The organism is Pseudomonas sp. NPDC087697 (genome assembly GCF_044743155.1).
In the GTDB taxonomy this organism is placed as follows: Bacteria; Pseudomonadota; Gammaproteobacteria; order Pseudomonadales; family Pseudomonadaceae; genus Aquipseudomonas.
This window is the reverse complement of sequence record NZ_JBIUVW010000044.1, coordinates 38,265-58,837: the sequence shown is the minus strand read 5'-3', so window position 1 is coordinate 58,837 and position 20,573 is coordinate 38,265. Positions and strand designations below refer to the sequence as shown.

Sequence of the window (20,573 nt, the reverse complement as noted above, 5' to 3'; positions counted from 1 at the left end):
AGGGCATCCTGACCGTGCGTGGGCGCCAAAGCGTGAGAAAGGCCCTGGATTTGAAGGTGAAAGCCTCATCCAGCGTTTTTACACACTCTGGGCCAGGAGCGGACACACGACTCCAACAATAAATTCCCCCCTTCGCTCGTGAAACTTGTGTTGAGGCCCACAGTCTTAGCCCAGCCTTGGAATCCATTTGCGAGCCAATACAGCGAAACGCTCTGCGGTCATTCCTCAGCCCACTATCGCCATTACCGTCGTCATCCCATCAGAGCTGCCCGCCTCATGCGCCAGACCGTTCGCTCCTCCTGCGTTTTCTCGCTCTGCCTTATTCCTTTGCTCCCCCTGTTCGCCAGTCCCGCCCATGCCGGCGGGGAAAGGCAACTGGTGGAGGACATCAACGACTACCGCGCCCAACCGCAGCGCTGCGCGGGGCGCACGGTCCAAGCCTTGACGCCGCTGGCTCTGAAGTCGAACCTGGCCTTGCCGATCGGCTATGGAGGCGTTACGCGGGAGACGTTGAAGGATTCCGGCTATCAGGCGGTGTCTGTGCGGACTATCCGTCTGGTCGGCGCTGAAGATGCCGAGGAGGCCTTTGACATGCTCCAGAGCCGCTACTGTGGGGCCCTGCTCGATACCCAGTTCGCCGATATTGGCGTGCATCGCGACGAGAGTGAATGGCAGGTGGTGCTGGCGCGGCCCTTGCTCGATGGGCATCTGGACGACCCGCGAGCGGCGGGCAAGACGTTGCTGGCACAAGTCAACGCGGCACGGGCGAAACCGCGCCTGTGTGGTCGTCAGCGCTTCGCCGCTGCACCGCCGCTGACCTGGAATGCCGCCCTGGGGACAGCGGCGCAGGGGCACAGCCGGGCAATGGCCAACGACAATTACTTCGCGCACCAGGACCCCAACGGTGATATGCCGTGGGACCGAGCGAAGGCCGCCGGCTACGGTGGCCGGCAGATCGGAGAGAACATCGCCGCCGGGCAGCGTTCGCCGGGCAAGGCTATGGAAGGCTGGCTGGCCAGCCCCGGGCATTGCGCCAATCTGATGAACCCGATGTTTACCCAGGTTGGCGCGGCCTATGCCGCGAACTCGCGTAGCGACAACGGCGTCTATTGGACGATGCTGTTCGGCGCGAAATGAGGAAATGGGGGGACACCCGTTAGCCGGTCCTGCGTCAAGATCCAAAGCCTACCCACGAAGACTACGCTGCTGTGCTGTCGGTGAACCTGAATGGTTTCTTCTACATCACCCAACTCGCCATCGCCGAGATGGAAAAACAAGGCAGCGGCCATGTCGTCAGCATCACCAGTCTGACGTATTCAGCCGGTCGCGACAGGCAGTAATCGGCCAGAAGCAGCCCTTGAACCAGGGAGCCCGATTCGCTTAACTTCCCCCTGGAATGACAAAAAACGCAGGACTTATTCAGGTCAACAGCCCCGAACTATAAGGACATGGAATGCTGCGCATATTGGGTAAAGCATCGTCGATCAATGTACGGAAGGTACTCTGGGCATGCGCCGAGATCGAAATACCCTTCGAGCGGGAAGATTGGGGTTCTGGCTTCAAGTCGACGCACACGCCTGAATTCATTTCGCTGAATCCCAACGCAATGGTGCCGGTGATTCAGGACGACGACTTGGTGCTATGGGAATCAAATTCGATCATTCGGTACCTGGCGTCCCGCTACAACGGAGCTCATCTCTACCCGGATCAACCGAGAGCAAGGGCACGGGTGGACCAATGGATGGATTGGCAAGCGTCGGACCTCAACAAATCGTGGACTTATGCCTTCATGTCATTGGTCAGGCAGTCACCTGAGCATCAAGACGGCAAATCGTTGGCCGCCGCTTGCGGTCAATGGTCGAGGCACATGGAAATCCTCAATCGACAGCTCGAATCAACAGGGGCTTACGTCAGCGGTGACGAGTTTTCTCTCTCAGACATTCCGATAGGTCTATCGGTTAATCGATGGTTTGAAACACCGCTCGATCATCCGGATTTTCCTGCCGTGAGTGCCTATTACGAACGGTTGAGTCGTCGACCTGGCTACCTCCTGCACGGAAGAAACGGGACTCCGTGATAGTTCGTCTGGGCATTCTGTTTCGCGGAGCATGCAGAGCCATTTCGACTCATAACGGATGACCGCTATGGGTCGGACAGCAACGCTCGGACATTCAAATCCCGCGATGCCAAAGTGTCGGAAACAGCTCGTGTTCCATAGGAACATCGGGTGCCAGAGTATCCCGAAGCCCAGGAAAATCAGGTGAGGTGGCCCAGGGTCTGGGAGCATGCCGCACGTCGTCGCCTATGACCCTCACTGAAAACGCGCGACGGCGGTTTTGCCCTCCCACCCCGGCAGAGGCATGCAAGGTCAACATGTTAAAACACACCATGTCCCCCGGCGACAAAGCCCATCCCAGGATGGGAAAGTCCTCGCGATGGCTTTCTATGTCCGGTAGTTCGTCCAGGGTTCCCTCGGAAAACCATTTGGCCTGACTGTCCATGAAAGACCGAGGCATCAACCAGGGTCCCTTGTGTGAGCCCGCGATAAACTCGAGGGTCGATTCCCTGGGCACTGGATCGACGGGAATCCAGAAACTCACCGTGTCCGAGCCACTGATGTTGTAGTAAGGCTGGTCCTGATGCCAAGGGGTGCGTTGGCGCGTATGGGGCTCCTTTACGAGCAAGTGGTCATGGTGCAGGCGCACCCGTTGGCTGTTCAACAGGGCGGCAGCGATAGGCGCGATGGCGGAGTTGAAAATGAGGTTGCGATAGTGCGCATTCTCTTGCCAGTTACAGAAATCCTCGAAGAACCATCCCGGGTCGGTGGCACTGCTCGCCACTTTTGCGCGAGGGCTGGGATGGACAAGGTTCAATTCGATGCCTTGGGTCAGTTCGCTGATTTGCTGCGCAGAAAACGCATTGCGGATGCACACCGCGCCCTGAGTCTGGAAGGCGCGCACAGTCTCGTCACTGACGGGGACGGCAAGACGAGACTCACCGCATTGTGTCATTTCGTTCATGGGGATTGCCTCACTCGCCGTAAATATCGAAGTTGAAATACTTCTTCGCAATCTGGTCGTATTGGCCTGATTGACGAACGCCGGCAATGGCTGTGTTCAGTTGTTCTCTGATATCAGGCTCGTTCTTTCTGACACCGATTGCGACGCCATCGCCAATGATGCGTTTGTCGGTGATGGGGTCGCCCGCGAAGGCAAATCCTTGACCTTGAGTCTTTTGCAGCAATCCGATATCTGCCTGTACCGAGGCTTGGAACGAAGCATCCAGGCGCCCGTTGATGAGGTCTGAAAACACTTGGTCCTGGGTTTGGTAGGAAAGGATCTCGATTCCTTTGCTGCCCCATTCCGATTTGGCAAAGCTTTCTTGCAGTGACCCTTGAACAACCCCCACGGACTTCCCTTTCAATGACGCTGCCGTCGGCAGCAATCCGGCGTTTTTCCTGGCGACGAGAGATGATGGAGCGGTGTAGAGCTTATCGCTGAAATCGACCTGCTGGCGACGTGCCTCGGTGGCGCTGAATGCAGACAGAATGGCGTCGAATTTCTTCGCTTTTAACGCCGGGACCATGCCGTCGAAACTCTGCTCGACCCAAATGCACCTGACACGCAACTTGGCACACAGGGCGTTGCCCAGATCGATATCAAAACCACTCAATGAGCCGTCTGGCTGCTTTTGCTCGAACGGTGGATAGCTAGGGTCGACGCCGAATTTGATCACCGGTTCCGCCTGCGATATCGGGGTGATGATCAGCCCGAACAGCATGACGGTGTATTGAAGTTTGCGTAGCTGCATGATGACCTCATTTTTTATTGGTTTTCACGGTTTGCAGGTCTTTGTTCAAGCGTTAAGCGGTAAAAAGGCCTCGGTCAACTTGACCCAATAGCCAGCGCCACGAATCAGGATGTCGTCATTGAAGTCGTAGCGTGGGTCGTGAGCCATGCAGCTCTGTTCACCGTCGCCATTGCCGATGATCAGGTAACAGCCAGGGCATTGCTGCAGGAAATAGGCGAAATCTTCGCTGCCATTGAAGGGTACGATGTCTCTCATGACCTCGTCTTCACCGAGCCAGTCGGTGGCCACCTGACTGGCGAACCGGGTCATTTCTTCGTCATTCACCAGCAAGGGGTAGTCGGCACTGTAGTCAATGTCGGCGGTAGCGCCGAATGCCTCCGCCTGGGCGTGAATGAGGCGTTTTATCTGGCTCTCCAAGCGGTCTCGGACGGCGTTGTTCAGTGAACGGACCGACATCAGCATGTGCGCGCTGTCCGGGATCACATTGGACGCCTTGCCTGCGTTAATGGCCCCGACGGTGATAACGCTCATGTCCTGAGGTGAAACGTTACGCGAGACGATGGTCTGCAAGGCCATGATGATGCTTGCGCAGACCACCACAGGGTCGACACTCAGATGCGGCATCGCGCCGTGACCACCTTTTCCGTGAATCGTGACATTGACCTGGTCGGCGGAGGCCATGAAGGGGCCGACCCGGAATCCGAGTTTTCCGACAGGGTAGCCAGGCATGTTGTGTGCGGCGAACACCGCATCGCAGGGGAACTGTTGTAGTACACCTTCCTGAATCATTCTTCGGGCGCCGGCCAGGCCTTCTTCAGCGGGTTGGAAAATCAGGTGTACGGTGCCATCGAACGGGTGACCATGGGCAAGGGCGTACGCAGCGGCGAGGAGCATGACCGTATGTCCGTCATGGCCACACGCATGCATTTTGCCGGGTATCCGGCTTGCATAGGGGAGCCCGGTTTTCTCTAGAATGGGCAGTGCGTCCATATCAGCCCTTATGCCGAGCACGCGGGGGCTGGTGCCTTTTTTCAGCGTGGCGATGACCGCGGTTTCGGCGTAGCCATGCGTCACTTCATACCCCCATTTGGTTAATCGCTCGGATACCAGTTTGCTAGTCTCGACCTCCTGATAACCGAGTTCAGGGTTGGCATGGATATGCTGGCGGAGTTCGCGCATTTCATGCTCGATCTCTTTTAGTAGCGTCATGAACTGTGTCATTGGCAGCGTTTTTCCTTTGTGACCAGGAGGAGAAACAGATCTGTCGCCGCGGCCACATCCAACGCTATGGCTCACGGCATCATACGTTTCATCAAAATGCCTACGCTTTTTCTGATACGGTCTTTTGATAATGCTGGAAGCCCAGGCGGCGTTGGTTTGAGCTTAGAGGGCCAAGGGAAAGGCCAATAGGCAATCGAAAGTGAACAAGGCAACCCAGGGTTAACACCGGCGGACACTATGAAGTTCTATCAACTCAATGCACTGGTGGCGGTGGCCGACGCAGGCAGCATTCGCGGCGCCGCAAAACGGCTTGATACCTCGCCGGCCGCCGTCACCAAAGCGATACAGAAACTGGAGGCAGACACAGCAACACAATTGCTGATCCGCAACTCCTCCGGGATTGTGTTTACCGAACTCGGCAAGAAACTGTTGATTCAGTCACGCTTGCTGGTGGCACAGATGGTCAGTGCCCGTCAGGTGTTGGTTGATTGCAACGGGGAACTGGCTGGACGCTTGTCGGTAGCCGTCACACCTTGGTTGGCGATGACGCTCATGCCCAAGGCAGTCGTGCGTTTTCGCCAGCTATTTCCAAAAGTGCAACTTGAGCTGCATGAAGGTCTTTCGTCCGTCGCTTGTCCGCGGCTGCGGGATGCGAGCGTCGATCTTTTTATCGGACGGCTTGATAGCCAGTGCTCCAGCGCCGACCTGACCTATCTACCCCTGTTCACGGCCGATTGTGCGGTGGTGGCGCGTCAGCAACATCCTTTGTCGAACTGTCGAGCCATAGTGGAACTGGCGTCGGCCGACTGGATTCTGGCCTCGCAGCAAGACGGGACGATTACGACGCAGGGGCATGTGCATTTCGCCCATTCGCTGTCGATCATCTTGAGCTTGCTGCGTGAAACCGACATGTTGAGCATCTTTCCATGGCCGCTGGTGGAAATTTGCGCTCAGAGAGAAGGCTTGTGCACCTTGCCGCTGCGCGAGCCGGTCAGCAGTGCTTCGGTGGGCGTCATCAGCCGAAGCGGGCAGCCCCTGCGGCCGGCGGCCGAGCGGTTTCTGGAGTGTCTGATCGAAACCATTCACTTCGAGATGGGGCATCCCGACTCGCCTTATCGGCGTATGTTGCAGACCGTCGATCTACTTGTCTGAGCACTGTTATCGAAACTGAGTGAATGGTCCCTGGTTTCATAGTCAGCTCCAAGTCTTCTCTCGATCCAGTGGGTTGCGGGCTATTCAGCGGCGCCACGATCCCTCGGGCAATTCGACCTGCCGTTGGGCCGCAGCCAAGGCAACCTTCAGCCCCTCTTTATCCAGTGGGATGCAGTAGGCGGGTTTAGCCCGTTCGAATCGCCAGCTTTCATCAAGGCTGCCAGCATCAACAGCGTCGAATCCAATCTCGTCCAGCAACGTGATAACCAGGGCTTTCGCGACCGGATCATCAGCAGCAATCGGAAGTGCGCGTCGGTCGGGCGCAGCTTTCGGGCGTGAGTCTTGCACCAGGTCTTGAGCGAGGATTGCGTTAAAAACCTTGACCACTTTGGAGTGCGGCAGATGCTCGGCGAGCAGGCGGCTGGTGGTGGTTTCGAATCGGTCCAGGGCGGAAATGTGGCCGTCTCGTGCCGGGTAGTAGTTGTTGGCATCCAGAACGGTTTTGCCCTCTAGCCACTTGGCAGGCACGCTTCGGTAATGCTCCAAGGGGATTGCCACGAGAACCACTTCGCCAAATTGTGCAGCCTCCTCTATGGTGCCGACCTTACTGGTGGGAATATCACTGAGCACGCTGCTCATCGTCTTTGGGCCGCGTGAGTTGCTAAGCATCGCCTCGTGTCCCGCAGCTATAACCAATTGCGCCACTGCACGCCCGATGAACCCTGCCCCAATAATGCCTATACGCATGTCCTTGCTCCGCTGGGTGGTAGGAAGAGGCTATGATGATTGGCAATCAATGGGAGATAAATAACCATCTGAGACTTAGTATTGTTACCAGGAGTGTTGAATGATGGATCGCCTGACGAGCATGGGCGCTTTTGTGATGGCTGCGGAATCAGGCTCTTATGCCAGCGCCGCAGAGCGATTGGGCATGTCGCCGCAGATGGTGGCCAAACATGTTGCCGCTCTTGAGCACCGGCTAGGGGCGAGGCTACTGAACCGTACGACCCGGCGGCAGAGCCTGACTGAACTGGGGAGTGCTTACTATGAACGCTGTAAGCATATTTTGAGCGAAGCCCAGGCGGCCGACTCCCTTGCGCAGATCATGAACGACACCCCTCGTGGCAAACTGAAAATCAGTGCTCCCGTGACCTTCGGTTCCTATAGCCTCATGCCATTTGTGACGGATTTTTTGCGGCACCACCCTGAGGTAGAAATCGATCTACATTTGACGGACCGCTTCGTCGATCTAGTGGAGGAGGGTTATGAAGTGGCTTTTCGGATCGGCCCCTTGGCAAGCTCCAGTTTGACAGCCAGGCCGTTGGCGCCTTATCGGTTGGTGGCCTGCGCAGCACCGAACTATCTGACTGAGCGCGGAACGCCACAAACACCGGATGATCTCGAGAACCATGAATGTTTAGGATATGCCTATTGGTCCCGCCCGGCCGACCGCGAATGGCAGTTCTGCAAAGGCTCCGCAGTTCATAAGGTACAAGTCGCCAGTCGTTTGCAGGTCAACGAGAGCAAAGCACTGCTGTCAGCAGCGCTTGACGGGTTTGGAATTGTCCTTGGACCCGAAGACTTTCTTGAGCCAGCGCTGCGAAGCGGCAAGTTGGTGCGACTGTTAGCTGATTTCGAAGCTCCGAGCCGGCAAATGCATTTGCTCTACACGGCAAATCGTCAGAGAACAGCCAAACTCCGACGATTTATCGATGCTGCGCTCGCCCGCTTTGGTGCGCTTTGAGCAGGCTTTTGAGTTGTCTAAGCCGCATTGACCTGTGATTGATCTCGGTCGCAGGCTACTGCTTCATTGACTGGCTGCTTTTGGCCGATTTCTGCCTCTCGTGAAGGGCGGTCATCGGCCAGAAGTGGACATCGAGATAGCAAACCTCAAAGGTGCCGAACACTGAGGCCGTTGGCTATTTAAGCAGCGGCTTCCTAGAACTTTTCCCTATTTATCGGTCTATGTGAATAGGCACATCCGATCGGTAAGCGCGAACCCGCAGGTTTCCCGCAGCCAGATGGCCACACGTCCAATTGTCAATCAGAGGTTGTCTTCACTCATGAAATTCCATGACCCACGGATGGTGCTCTTCGGCCTGTTCGCGTTCGCGGCAGTGGGCTCGGCATCAGCAACACAGATGATGACCTCAACCCCTGTTTTCGCAACTGAAGTCGCAGCCGTTCAGGCTCCGATCCAGGCTGCCGGCAACCCTTGGCCGACCTTGGCCAGTATGGCCGGCAAGCAGCCAGGGCCGTTGCTTGCCCATGACGACCGATACTGGCATGACGACCGTTGGCACGATCGTAGAGACGATTGGCGCCGAGACGACTGGCGTAGAGAGCAAGCCCGCCGAGAAGCCGAACGCCATCGTGATTGGGAGCGCCACCATGATCGGGCGATGCGGCACCGCTACGAGGACGATCACCGCTACTATCGTCGCTAGTGCAAAGCCACGGGATCAATCCGCCTGCAACACGGGCGCTGCTCCGCCAACCTGCGAAACCGGGACTCAAACCGGCCCGCAATAGCAGTGCTCGCCCACCAGGTTGTAGAAATCAGGCTGAAAACGTCGACGAGGCATGAATCGGATATTTGTTCAGCGCTTCCCAAGTGAAGTCTGACCGTCCGCAATGGGTCGATTGTGTTGAAAAAGTCGACCCGGCCTGGCTAGCCATGCATTGAGCGGCGAAAACGCTTTTTTGCGCGCTGCCACGTCAAATCTGAGCCCTGAACCTTCTGCGCAAAACACAGATTTCAATCTCAGATGCGCACTTTTCTGCCGTGGAAACCGAAGCCGACTTTTTCAACAGAATCGGTCGATTTCGGTCAGTCGCGACCGGCAAAAATCGGCCAGGAGCAGTCAGTCAGACCGAGTAGAATCAGGCGTGATCACACCCAACATGACACCAGCTCAAAGAGAATAAATCGCTCAAGTATCTTCGATACCATCGGGGCTGGATTGAGTAAACCACGACTAAGGAAGACAATGAACAAAAGTACGGTCGGTTTTGTACCTTGGGTCGGCACCCACTATGAGAGAGGACTTTGCGGTTTACGCACTCTGAACCGCCCCAGAGTTTGCAGGCATAAATAAAACGAATAAGCCGCGCGCCAGGAGCAAAAATGGCAACCAACATGACTTTGCATACGCAACTAGAAAAGAAGCAGAGAGCCATAAAAAGACTTGCGGAAATTTTTCGTGATCATTGGGAGGAAGGTAGGGTTGGCAGCACCCGGATTTTTGAACACGTAATTCCTGATGAGTGGCTAATATGTGGGAAGTCATCGAGCGGAGGGAATTATAGAGAGCACGTTGTGCCATGTGTCCTCATTCGTGACCAAAGCATAAAAATGTATCAAGAAGGCAAGATGATCGAAGATGTGGCAAAAATGATTGAGAGGCATCTTGCGATTGTTCTTATTTCAGAAGAAGAAAAAGATCGGATGGATAAACAGCGTGGCTGGAAAACGACAATGCCTGAAGGTTGGGTGTTTGGATCTGGAGATCCATTTGCGCGACTGACCTCATCTGAAATTGAATTTTCCTGAGAAAACGCCTAAAGCGTTCGCACCTGTAACTGGATGGCTGCATGATGCGGTTGAATCCACAGTCGATTTCGGCCCATCGCGACAGGCAACAATCGGCCACAACCAGTCAGTGGAGGGCTAGTCTGTTAGCAGCCATCCGTCGATCAGTAAATTGACGCCACGGTTGCCATTATTATTGAGTTCATTTTGTCGATACCGTCACAATCCATGGCTCAAGTCGTTTACCAAAAGCAATCGCTGCCTCAAATGGAGGCCGCCCGTCATTCTCGGCGGAATAACTGCTTTTTTGAACGGTTCGCTGCATCGGCTCAAATACAGATCTAAACGCAAAAGGCACATTGATGTTCTCAGCATCAATCTTATTTACATAGCCTGTAAGCATTGCCTGCTTATTTTTACGGTAGATCACCATCAGTTGGATCTGGCCGCGGACAATGCTGTATTGAGTCGTATCCGGGTACTTCGCACGCAGGATTTCGCGGTTCACGCCAGCATCGACAATAAATAATCGACTGCTCGTATTCTGCTCTTTTGCCAGCGTTGTAGGCTGTTTTTTCTTTAATTCGTCCGGCTCCACTTTCTTGGCAAGCTCAACCGCCTGTTGATACGCTCGGCCGTTAAACTCCAAGACCAAAAATACCTGCCTGGAACGTTGTTTACGATAGTAAGAGCGGTCTTGCTCTGTATCGATCGGCGCTGAGACATTGAATCCCAATTCGGTAAGCTTTGCTGTGTCAAACCATGCTGCGCTACCCTCCTCGCCGGGAAACCCCACATCAAACGGCCCCGTAGACCTCAATAGCAGCCTTAACGATATTCCACTATTGTCAGTGCCTTCCCTTCCACCGTAGGGAACTTGTAACTCGCGCTGCGACAACTTAAGCACACTATCGGGCGTTCCACTTTTGTTGTATATAGCGCCCAGCAACACGATCACATTCGTGATCAAAATCAATCCTACTCCGGCGATCAAAGAGTGTCGACGCGTCCAGTTCATTATTTCGCCTCCCCGGGTTGCATCATCCTCAACCGTTTGAGAACAACGAGCATCAGCAAAGCGGTAAGACTGAGCACGAAGAAGAATAAATATTTCGGCATGGACTCCCACCACCAATCGTAAAACTTGGTGTACAGGAAGATCACGAAAAACGTCACACCGGTGTTCACTACCTCCGACCAATAATTGCGTATGCCGAGCCAAATTGCGCCACTACTAAAAAGGAAGCCTGCGACCTGATAGCTATGCTTGATGAGTACTGGATCGGTTTCAAAATAACTGCCTTCCCCCCAGTTGGCCAATACCAGCATAGGTAGAAACAATGTCAAAAGAGAGAAGACTCGATATATCACAGCAAATCCGGCAAAGTTCCGGTGTGGCACAAGTAGTGCCGCAAGAAAGAGAAGAATTGCGGCAGGAAAAAAATTTTCTGGCCGCTCGCCAAAATCGAGCCAATACATGCCGCCCCACGTCCCGGTACGCGCAGCGATGAAGCCAACAAGACAAAGGGTGCCGGCCGCAAGCAGCAAACGTAACTTACATGTATACGCCAGGAGTAGCGCGAGAGCCCCCTAGGCAATCAATACGTTGTCAGATGAAGTGATATTGAAGATTTGCCCAAGCATCGTAATGTCGAGAACGAAACAGGCGAATGTCACCATGGCCACCAGTTTTGTGAAATCACCGGTAGCGTCGTAACTTTGTATCCACATCGTTCCAAGAAAAGTACCAAGCGGAGCCAATAACAGAGTCGTAATCTGCACCGGTGTAGAGAGCATTCCCCAGAATTTGTAGAAGAGGAAGAAAATGCTTGCAGCCAAAGCCAGCGCCCCCAGAAACGAGGCCACACGCATGCCGATCGAGAGTTGCCGAGAGGTAGCGGTTCGATCGATGTCGAACGTGCGAGTGTAGCTGTCCAGCAAGTCACGATGATGGCATGACACCGAGTCCCGCTGCTCTTCTGAAAGCGCGAGAACACCATTCTGCTCAAGCCGTTCCAGCTCTTGCTTGAATGCCCTGATCTCGTCTGCCCGCTGCTGTGCGTCTGTTTGCGTGAATGCGATCATAGAGACATCCATTTCTTAGGCGGAAGCTTGATTGGTAGCTCGAAAACCCGATGCCATCATTGCAACCTAGTCAATCATATGTCGAATGTCCACTTAGCTCGATCCAGACTGTCTCCTATATAGGGTCGATCCAGGTCAGTCGTGGCAGGCAAAAATCGGCCAGCATCTGCCAATCGACCGGTGCCGTCATCTCCACGGTACAGGCCAACCTCTTCACCAGAGCGCTCACCACGATTACACCTACGACCCTTATGGTCAGACCAACAGCATCAGCTCCACCAGTGTTAGCTGCCAGGAGTACACCGGCCGGAAAATGATGGCATTGAGGTCTATTATTGTCGGACACGGTATTACTACCCGAGATTAAATGAACATGACACCCTACGATGGAAACCCACTTTTAAAAAATGTACGTCGGCGCCGAAAAATGTTCTGGTTGTGGCTCCCTATTGGCTTTTTGATTGATTTTATAACTGTAACATCAATTGATTTTTTTTGGGGAGAACCGCCTGGATGGGTGTTTACTGCACTTAACATAGGCTGGGGAATCGTTGCGTTCATACTACTAATAAAACTCTCAAATGTGCGCTGCCCCAGGTGCGAAAATAAGGCATTTCGATTTGCACCGCCCCGCGCAGCGAAGTATATTCGCTGTCAATGGTGTGACTACCCAGAAAAGGAATAATTTAACGCAAGGGACGTTATTTGGTAGATTGCCGCGTGGCCAATCAGTTACAAGGAATTTGATGTGATGTTGACAATCTTTTCAAGTGGAGGGAGTGTGACATTAAATGACACAGCAATTGCTTGTCTGACGGGAGCCTCATTACTTCTAAGCTATTGCTCTCTAAAGAATTCGCGAACCGAGAATCAAAATGCCGAGTTATTCAAAGTGATGGGCGAATTGAAATCATCGCGATGGATAGCGGTTATGGCCAGCGTCATAGCGGCTGCCGTTAGCATTATGGCTGCTGCAATGAATTGCCATTCGGACAAAGATGATTCGTGGGTTTTGTCGTTGAGTGGATCACTTGTATTGCTTATTTTCTTTTGGCGCTCGTTCTATGGAATTCGCTTCGAAAATGAGTTTCTTCGCTACGGCCTTAAGTGTCGAAAACAAGTTTCCTATTCAGAGATCAATGAGTTAGAGAGAGTATCTACGGGGAAAGACGCTACGTTCGTCGTCATACTTCGGTCGGGCGCCCGTATAAGCATTGGATCGAATTTGCCTTGTGAATCTCTGCTGATTGAAGAACTTCAAAGACGCTCCGGTTGCAAATTCTTCCGAAGCGTATGGGGTAGGCGCAAAATTTAGGGAAGGTCTTACGTGTCCTATGCAGGACTCAAGTGTGCATTGATCTGCCCGCTGGGCATTAGGTGCTACTGGCTCAATAGCCGTGTTGATGAAATATTAGTCGCACCGAGACCAGTGGCAACACCTTCAGCAACTTGGTTGATGCGCTGGGTTCAACCCAAGCGCTCACCGACAGCACCGGAGTGCTCACCACGCAATACACCTATGACCCTTATGGCCAGACTAGCAGCAGCGGCCCTGCCAGTGCTAACAGCCAGTAGGGTTCATCGGTACCAATATCCGCCGTCCGCGAATGACCACAGTTGATTTCGGTCAGTCGCGACAGGCAGAAATCGGCCAGAACCTGCCGGTCGCCGCAAAAGAAAATATGGATTCTCATAGAATGAATGAACGCGAAATATTTGGTCCTGCGTCCGGTTGCCAAAGCCTCTCGGAGCTGGCGTTACTCCAACGACGAGTATTGGGCGATGATGCCAAACGTGCCATCGCTGCTTACGCGATGGTTCTTAGTGGCCGGTCTGCGCCACAAGGCGACTACCGTGAAGATGCTCTAGGCGTTCTTGATTGTCTTGGGGCGGCTAAAATGGAATTGGATAAGTCTTCATTTCATACTAAGCCAACAGTTATAGTCACGGCCACAATTCTGTCCGAGACTCAAAGATTCGTGGATGAAATGACCATACCTTGTACTGAGTGGCCAACCTCTGGCGAAGTCGTTTCTTTCATTTTTGAGATTGCGGCTAAATTCGCATGTGCTGGGCCATGGAAACGGACAGTGGTTGGACTTCACGGGCAGGTCACCGGCATCGAAGAATTTGACCGTATCTGATGCTCAACCTTTCTATCGCTAGGTGCCCTCAATGCGGTCGGCCGAGTTCGGCCAAAAGCCGACAGTCGACGGACCTACATAGATCGCAAACAATAGCCGCTGGTTCGACGCCCAAAAGTGCTCAACAGTTTCAATATGCCCCAAGCATTGTTACCCATGCCCCAAGCGGTCCTACGTTGATTCGATACTCGATTGGTCTAGTTTGCTGCAATAAATTGCGGACTCCATAAGTAACGTCAGAGCGATATCGGGGGGCAACACTTGTTTCACATCTTGGATAGGGCGATTCGAGGCTTGTGCTGCGATGGCCGACCACCATGCGACAGGTGCGGCTCCAATTTCGAGCTTGGCAGCAGGAAATTTTCCTGAAAGACAGGTGAGTGCTAAAGGCCACACTAGTTTCAGCAGATCTAGTGCCGCAAGGTGAGCTTGATGCTGAGCAGGAACTGAAGATCGACCTTCATTTGCTCCGCCAATCGTCGACACGACGTGTTTAAACATCGCATCGAGATTGGGTAATTGCTGAGGCTGCAGACCAGCACCTAGTGCGCCGCCGACCGCCAATGACCAAAGGCAGCGATTCCCATCGGCTTCCGCTTTGGGTATGAGCATATTGTTCAGTGCATCGCCAAACCAGTATTGTTCGCCAGACTTCATGCCTATGCGATGAATGTTGTGCCCGACAACCGGCGGCGTTTCGGCGAACAGCGTGCGCTGCGCAGCGTAGCCCGCAATTGCCCCGATCGCCGCAATATAGGTTTCAGCATGGACACGGCCATTGACCTGCAATCGCGGCTGGAGGTTCATAAGAAGATGACCCATCGCAAGATTGCATTCCATCTCATACGGGGTATTTTTCCAGGGAAGTATGTTCGGCGTGGATTTCATTTGGTCTTCCCCGATATTGGCTGGATATGATTTCTTAGCAGCCCACAGTTTGAGAAATACTATTGCATCCACATGATAGTCAGATAACTGGTCGCGCCGAGCGTCCGATGTGGAGAAAACGGACAGACCGCTTTGGGTCGATTTCAGTCGGTCGTGACAGACAGCAATCGGCCAGAAAACAGACATCCGTTTTGCGGTAGCAACGCTGGCGAGTGCGTTTTAGAAAGTGCGGACGAGCTCTCTTCAATCATGCTCTCTGCGATGGCTGCCGCTGTTGCCATGACTGGGCTCATCAAATGAGTCCACCGCGGCCTTGGCTCCTTCGAAATTGCGATTGGACGTCGAGGCGCAGCACTCGCCCGGTTCAAGGCGGTGATCAGAAGCGGAATCAGCATGACGTCAAATTCGACTTTCAAGTCAAACACGGCATCGACCCGAATGGCGCAAGGTCAGCGAGAGTGCCGCTTCACGCATCAGATCGAAGCCACGGGAGAATGCTGTCGAGAAAGGTTCATTCAGGCTGGTTCAGGCACGAGTAATCGTTGCGGGCTACCGTCATGATCTGTCCGCCCTCGCCTGCCTTCTGAAGCAGCTGTAACCCGTCCGGTGTCGTTACTCACCTCAAACTGCCCCACCAGTTTTTGCAGTTTGTTGGCATTGAGCCTCACGGTCTCGGCACTGCCTTGCAACACCACCACCGTCTGACGCATTTCTGCGGAAGACTGGTCGACCTGCTTGATCGTCTTGCCGTAGTCGAGGCTGCGATTGTTGAGCTGCTGGATAATCGCAAACATACTGTCCACCGCTTGATGCAACTGCACGTTTTCCGAGGAGGCATCTTCGGCCAGGCGCAGGCTGTTATCGACATCCGTGACGCCCTCCTTCATGAAGCTGACGGCGATTTGCGTTTCGTTCTGCAAGCCTTCGACCCTCTGCCGAATGTCGTCGGCGGCCCGAGAGGTGCGTGAGGCGAGACTGCGTACCTCATCGGCGACCACCGCAAAGCCTCGCCCATGTTCGCCTGCCCGCGCGGCCTCGATGGCGGCATTGAGTGCCAGCAGATTGGTCTGGTTGGTGATATCACTGATCAGGCCGGTGATATTGCCGATTTGTGTCATGCGGCTGTCGAGCAACTGCACGCTTGAAGAAGAGCGCTCGACCACATCCCTAATCGACTGGGTGCCTGCCTGCACGGCGAGAAACTGCTCGCGAGCACGGGTGACGACTTCGTCCATCGCCTGCTTCATTTGCTCGGCGCTGGCAGAGGCTTGCTGGATCTCACCCAATTGGTCTTCAACGATGATCATCATGCGATGCACCGCTTCGGCCACCTCGGCCGAGGTGACGCCGGCTTCCTGGCTGCGCCCCAACATCATCTGATTGGTGGCGCCGACGGTGCGACTGGCCTTCACCACTTGCCCGACAACCGAGTCCAGATTATCGATGAAGCTGTTGATCCAGCGCCCCATGTCACCGGTCTCATCGTTGGCCATTCGCGTGGTGTCCAGACGCTGACGAAGATTGCCCTCGCCCTCGGCGATGGTCCTGATCACACACGTCATCTCGCTCAACCTCGCCGCCAGCCGTTTCGGCCCCAGCAGGCTGAACAGCAGCGTGGCGCAGACCATGCTCGACACCTGGAGGGTATCGATCAGTCCCTGTGCCAGGCCGCTGTAATGCTGGACCATGAAATTGCAGGCAAAGAGGCCGGCCATGATTGCCAGATAAGGCTTCATCAAGCCATGGCTGAGTGAACGTCGGCGGTAGACCTCCTCCAGATCGGCCTCACACATCATGCCCCAGCGGTCAGGTGATCCTGGCAGCTGGAACGTAACCCCCTTGCCAACCACCGGAATGTGCCGGTAGTCCGAGTAACCGGGATAGGTCACGAACAGATTGGAGCCCATACGGATGGTTTCGCGTACACCCGGGTGTAGCTCCTGGGTCGCCGGGTCAGTGAAGCGCAGTTCCAATTCAGTGTGCCGCTGAATCTGCACGGTCTTCCACGGCGTGTGTACGCCGCTTTTGAGGTTTTCGCCATGGCTGAACGTACCGTCTTCGAAACGTGAACGCGACAACGCGGTTCCCGGCGCAATCGCGGGATCAAAGCGTGATTGCGCCATGAACAAATAATTGTCGCCCGATTCGGCATAGATGTGCCCGGCCTCGCGCTGGATAAGATCGCCCAACACATCGTTTGGCACGCGACCGCAGAGGCAGCCAAGGACTTTTCCCTCGGCCTTCAAAGGCTGATAGAACATCAACGTGACTTCATCGTGAAAGCGTGAAGTCGATGGACCGATCTGCAGGGTCAATGGATCGCTGTAAGGGCCGTGAAGAAACGGCGCCTTCAACCCTTCGGCCAAGGCGCGGGGTTTGTCCAGCTGATGTTTACCGCGTCCACTCCAGGTGGAGGCGATGACGGCGCCGTCGACATCCACGACAAACAGCTCGGAAAAATCTTCGGCCTGGCTGAGCTTGTCCATCAGTGAAGCGCTGTCGATATGGGGAAAATTCCGACCGAGATTTTCCGCCAGTTCAGCGAGGTGCTCCCATTGCTCGCGCGTCCAATTTTGTAGCAACTGCGCACGGGTTTGCGCAATGGCTTCAAAGGTTTGTTCGATCACCCGGTAAGCCGACTGATTGAGTCGGCATGACCAACCCATCGCAAGTTTTCCAGTTTTGCCGAACCACGGTAACCAGCGCCTCTCGCTAAGGGACAACCGCATGGAATTACTTGAAAGCGACATCTGCCTCTCCAACTGCGACATTCAGATGGCGATTTGACAGCAAATACCACGCCAAGTCCCAAGCAGGCTAAGCATCAGTACTGATCAGCGGATATTCTGCAGAGAACGGCATGCTGTCTGCTTTAGTGCACAACCCCCGCATGCTTCAACTCAGTGCGCCAAGCGCCATATGCTCTGAAAAAGCGCTGATTTCAGACTGAGTGACAGCTCGCCAGGGACTAGGTGTTTCGAGAGTCAGGCAAACGCGGTATTACCGGGATACAGCCTGCCGACCCAGAAGCCGCGGCAATGTCGTTCAATCGTTTTTCGCATGGGCCAATCCCAGCCATTCGTCGAGGACACACCGGTGTCCGATGTTGCGTCTCGAGCGGTCGTTCGAGCAGTACGCCAAAGCGCGAAGTTAGCGCATCAGCGCCGCGTGCCATGCTCCGGCGGCGAGCGACGATTCCTCTTCCCCGCCACGCGCTCGCGGTTCGCGTCAGCGTATTCGCGAATAATGTCGGTCAGTGCGCGTAGTCCCGCTGGCACATGATGCCGGCCCGGATAGTACAGGCATAGCCCGTCTAGCGGCGGCGTCCAGTCTTCAAGCACCCGCACAAGCGTGCCGGCCTCCAGATCCGCGTTGACGTGCCATTCGGTCAAATACGCGAGACCTAGGCCTGCGCGTGCCGCCGCCAGCATCAACCCCGGCTCGTCCAGCGTCAGCGCGCCGTCACCGTCGATGCGCACCGTCTCGCCGTGCCGTTGGAATTCCCACTGATAGATTGACCCGCTCGGCATCCGGCTGCGGATGCACCGGTGCGCACTGAGGTCCACGGGCGCGTGCGGCGGCTTTTGCTGCGCAAAATACGCGGGGCTGCCAACGACGGCAAACCGCTGCCTGTCGCCAAAAGGCACCGCGATCATGTCCTGCGGCACGCTTCCCATCAGCCGGATGCCCGCGTCGAACCCTTCGACCACGATATCGATCAGCCGCCCTTCAGTGACGATGTCGAGCTTCATCTCGGGATAGCGCTGCAGGAATGCGATAAAGGCCGGCATCACCTGATTCGCCGCACCCACTGACGTATTGATCCGCAATGTGCCCGACGGCGTGTCGCGGAAGCTGCCGGCCTGCTCGAGCGCGGCATGAATGGTCGACAGAGCGGGCGCGATGCTGTTCACGAATTGCGCTCCAGCTTCCGACAGCGACACGCTGCGGGTCGTACGATTGAAGAGCCGCACACCGATACGCGCTTCGAGCGCCGCGACCGCGTGACTAAGCGCGGACGTCGACACGTTAATTTCGTTTGCTGCGGCGCGGAAACTGCGATGGCGCGCGACGGCCAGAACGGCTTCCAGTTCGCTCAGGCCGGATGTCCTCATTGTCCTAAATCCTTCAACAGGTCATCCTCAATTGTACGGCTAGTCAGTGCAATGGCGACGATCTATCTTGTTCCTCTGACCACATTTTTTCGGACCAACCATGCAAATCATCGACAAAATCTACATCGACGGCGCATTCGTCACGCCGCATGGCAGCGAGTTCTTCGACCTCGTCAATCCGTCTACCGAGCAAGTAATTGGCCGCGTGCGCCTTGCCGACGCCGAGGACGCGTGCGCCGCCATCGCTGCGGCGAAGCGGGCATTCCCAACGTTCTCCCGTACGGACAAGTTCGAGCGCGTTGATATGCTCAAGCGCATGCATGCGGCTGTGGTCGCGAAAGAGAACGAGCTTTTCGAAGCCATTGTTGAGGAATATGGCGCACCTGTGTCGCGCGGCCGCTGGATGGCCCAACACGCGAGCAATGTGCTGCTGGAAGCGGCGAAGGTGCTTGAAGACTACGCGTTTGTCCGCCGCGCCGGGTCCGCCGAAGTGGTGATGCAGCCACTCGGCGTCGCCGGACTGATTACGCCTTGGAATAGCGACGCGGGCTTTATTTGCGGCAAGCTCGCGGCGGCGCTGGCCGCCGGCTGCACAGCCGTGGTCAAGCCAAGCGAGATGAGCGCCATTCAGACACGAGTCATCACTGAGGCGCTGCATGAAGCGGGGCTCCCACCGGGGGTGTTCAACATCGTCACGGGACGTGGCGAAACGGTAGGCGCGCAGATCAGTTCGCACCCCGACGTCGCCAAGCTATCGTTCACAGGATCAACGGCAGTCGGCAAGACGATTCTGCGCACTGCCGCGGAGACGCTTAAGCGCGTGACGCTGGAGCTCGGCGGCAAGTCCCCCGTGATCGTGCTCGACGACGCGAACTTCGACGAAGCCGTGCCGTTTTCGCTTCAGGCGGGCTTCTTGAACAGCGGGCAGGCGTGCATTGCTGGCACGCGCATTCTGGTGCCGCAGGCGCGGCTCTCAGAGTTCGAGAAGAAAATCGTGGACGCAGTCGCAGACATTCAGTCCGGCGACCCGCGCGACCCGCGCACGAGTATCGGCCCGATGGTGAGCCAGAAACAATGGGACCGAGTGCAGCGTTATATCCGCATCGGCATCGACGAAGGCGCGCGCCTGATCGCCGGTGGTGAGGGGCGTCCACACGGCGTCAACAGCGGCTGGTTCGTACGCCCTACCGTCTTCAGCCATGTGACGAACGATATGACCATCGCGCGTGAGGAAATATTCGGTCCGGTGCTCTCGATCATCGCGTACCGCGATACGGAGGACGCAATCGCGATTGCCAACGATACGCCCTACGGCCTGCAAGCCTACATATGCTCATCCGATGCAGGTCGAGCAAGCGCAGTGGCCTCGCAAATCGAAGCGGGACGCGTGCTTGTCAACACACTCGCGCACGAACCGGCTGCACCCTTCGGCGGGTTCAAGCAATCGGGTATCGGCCGCGAGTGCGGAACGTTCGGGCTTGAGGCGTTTCTCGAGCCGAAGGCGCTGCTTGGCGTCTTGTGAACGAATGCCCGCCGGGCGGTCTCTGGACCGGACGAAGCGAGACACGGTATCGCGCACGTTGCCAGTCCATCAGAAAGCGGCTTCGACCGCCTTGACCTCCGGAC

The 20,573-nt window shown here is 55.5% G+C and carries 16 protein-coding genes and 3 pseudogenes; 9 read left to right on the top strand and 10 right to left on the bottom strand.

Features of this window, described 5'->3' with window-relative positions:
• Positions 1–276 precede the first annotated feature (276 nt).
• The 3 genes and pseudogenes from ACIPIN_RS24025 to ACIPIN_RS24015 all read left to right on the top strand — a co-directional run bounded on the left by ACIPIN_RS24025 (position 277) and on the right by ACIPIN_RS24015 (position 2,077).
• Positions 277–1,137, top strand: coding sequence for a CAP domain-containing protein (locus tag ACIPIN_RS24025; RefSeq protein WP_401122999.1), 861 nt, complete (start codon positions 277–279; stop codon positions 1,135–1,137).
• Positions 1,138–1,187: 50 nt separating this feature from the next.
• Positions 1,188–1,307, top strand: a pseudogene (locus ACIPIN_RS24020) (SDR family NAD(P)-dependent oxidoreductase); the annotation flags it as partial.
• A 146-nt stretch (positions 1,308–1,453) separates the two neighbouring features.
• The gene (locus ACIPIN_RS24015; RefSeq protein ID WP_401122997.1) at positions 1,454–2,077 is read left to right on the top strand and encodes a glutathione S-transferase family protein; all 624 of its coding nucleotides are present in this window, start codon (positions 1,454–1,456) and stop codon (positions 2,075–2,077) included.
• Positions 2,078–2,171: 94 nt separating this feature from the next.
• Here ACIPIN_RS24015 and ACIPIN_RS24010 read toward each other — a convergent pair whose 3' ends face one another.
• Genes ACIPIN_RS24010 through ACIPIN_RS24000 form a run of 3 tightly spaced genes read right to left on the bottom strand, consistent with a single transcriptional unit; the run spans position 2,172 to position 5,031 of the window.
• A complete protein-coding gene (locus ACIPIN_RS24010; RefSeq protein WP_401122995.1) occupies positions 2,172–3,020 on the bottom strand; it encodes a phytanoyl-CoA dioxygenase family protein in 849 nt (282 codons plus the stop codon).
• A gap of 10 nt (positions 3,021–3,030) precedes the next feature.
• Positions 3,031–3,810: an ABC transporter substrate-binding protein gene (locus ACIPIN_RS24005; RefSeq protein WP_401122993.1), complete on the bottom strand. Its 780-nt coding sequence runs from the start codon at positions 3,808–3,810 to the stop codon at positions 3,031–3,033.
• A 45-nt stretch (positions 3,811–3,855) separates the two neighbouring features.
• Entirely contained in the window at positions 3,856–5,031 is a 1,176-nt protein-coding gene (locus tag ACIPIN_RS24000) for a M20 aminoacylase family protein (RefSeq protein ID WP_401122990.1), read from the bottom strand.
• Positions 5,032–5,268: 237 nt separating this feature from the next.
• On the opposite strand from ACIPIN_RS24000, the gene ACIPIN_RS23995 reads away from it, so the two are divergent.
• Positions 5,269–6,183, top strand: a complete 915-nt coding sequence (locus tag ACIPIN_RS23995) for a LysR family transcriptional regulator (RefSeq protein ID WP_401122988.1) — start codon at positions 5,269–5,271, stop codon at positions 6,181–6,183.
• A gap of 84 nt (positions 6,184–6,267) precedes the next feature.
• Here the strand turns inward: ACIPIN_RS23995 and ACIPIN_RS23990 are convergent, their stop codons facing one another.
• The gene (locus ACIPIN_RS23990; protein WP_401122987.1) at positions 6,268–6,930 is read right to left on the bottom strand and encodes an NADPH-dependent F420 reductase; all 663 of its coding nucleotides are present in this window, start codon (positions 6,928–6,930) and stop codon (positions 6,268–6,270) included.
• A 103-nt stretch (positions 6,931–7,033) separates the two neighbouring features.
• On the opposite strand from ACIPIN_RS23990, the gene ACIPIN_RS23985 reads away from it, so the two are divergent.
• The 3 genes from ACIPIN_RS23985 (at position 7,034) to ACIPIN_RS23975 (ending at position 9,736) form a co-directional block, all read left to right on the top strand.
• Positions 7,034–7,927, top strand: a complete 894-nt coding sequence (locus ACIPIN_RS23985) for a LysR family transcriptional regulator (RefSeq protein WP_401123007.1) — start codon at positions 7,034–7,036, stop codon at positions 7,925–7,927.
• Positions 7,928–8,246: 319 nt separating this feature from the next.
• A complete protein-coding gene (locus ACIPIN_RS23980) occupies positions 8,247–8,630 on the top strand; it encodes a hypothetical protein (RefSeq protein WP_401122984.1) in 384 nt (127 codons plus the stop codon).
• Between the two features lie 680 nt (positions 8,631–9,310).
• A complete protein-coding gene (locus tag ACIPIN_RS23975; RefSeq protein ID WP_401122982.1) occupies positions 9,311–9,736 on the top strand; it encodes a hypothetical protein in 426 nt (141 codons plus the stop codon).
• A 181-nt stretch (positions 9,737–9,917) separates the two neighbouring features.
• On the opposite strand, the gene ACIPIN_RS23970 is transcribed toward ACIPIN_RS23975, so the two are convergent.
• Both ACIPIN_RS23970 and ACIPIN_RS23965 read right to left on the bottom strand, forming a co-directional pair.
• Positions 9,918–10,733 (bottom strand): DUF4824 family protein, encoded by an 816-nt coding sequence (locus ACIPIN_RS23970; RefSeq protein WP_401122979.1) that lies wholly within the window; start codon positions 10,731–10,733, stop codon positions 9,918–9,920.
• Positions 10,733–11,800 (bottom strand): annotated as a pseudogene (locus ACIPIN_RS23965) (DUF2157 domain-containing protein). Before ACIPIN_RS23965 ends, ACIPIN_RS23970 begins: the two are co-directional and overlap by 1 nt.
• Before the next feature lie 1,607 nt (positions 11,801–13,407).
• On the opposite strand from ACIPIN_RS23965, the gene ACIPIN_RS23960 reads away from it, so the two are divergent.
• Entirely contained in the window at positions 13,408–13,944 is a 537-nt protein-coding gene (locus ACIPIN_RS23960; RefSeq protein ID WP_401122976.1) for a hypothetical protein, read from the top strand.
• A 171-nt stretch (positions 13,945–14,115) separates the two neighbouring features.
• Here the strand turns inward: ACIPIN_RS23960 and ACIPIN_RS23955 are convergent, their stop codons facing one another.
• The 4 genes and pseudogenes from ACIPIN_RS23955 to ACIPIN_RS23940 all read right to left on the bottom strand — a co-directional run bounded on the left by ACIPIN_RS23955 (position 14,116) and on the right by ACIPIN_RS23940 (position 18,947).
• The gene (locus ACIPIN_RS23955; protein ID WP_401122974.1) at positions 14,116–15,018 is read right to left on the bottom strand and encodes a hypothetical protein; all 903 of its coding nucleotides are present in this window, start codon (positions 15,016–15,018) and stop codon (positions 14,116–14,118) included.
• Between the two features lie 56 nt (positions 15,019–15,074).
• A pseudogene (locus tag ACIPIN_RS23950) lies at positions 15,075–15,204 on the bottom strand (aconitase family protein); the annotation flags it as partial.
• Between the two features lie 143 nt (positions 15,205–15,347).
• Positions 15,348–16,067: a methyl-accepting chemotaxis protein gene (locus ACIPIN_RS23945; RefSeq protein WP_401123005.1), complete on the bottom strand. Its 720-nt coding sequence runs from the start codon at positions 16,065–16,067 to the stop codon at positions 15,348–15,350.
• Positions 16,068–17,990: 1,923 nt separating this feature from the next.
• Positions 17,991–18,947 (bottom strand): LysR substrate-binding domain-containing protein, encoded by a 957-nt coding sequence (locus ACIPIN_RS23940; protein ID WP_401122971.1) that lies wholly within the window; start codon positions 18,945–18,947, stop codon positions 17,991–17,993.
• 100 nt (positions 18,948–19,047) lie between these two features.
• Here ACIPIN_RS23940 and ACIPIN_RS23935 point away from each other — a divergent pair, with 100 nt between their 5' ends.
• Positions 19,048–20,469, top strand: a complete 1,422-nt coding sequence (locus tag ACIPIN_RS23935; RefSeq protein WP_401122969.1) for an aldehyde dehydrogenase family protein — start codon at positions 19,048–19,050, stop codon at positions 20,467–20,469.
• Positions 20,470–20,573 lie beyond the last annotated feature (104 nt).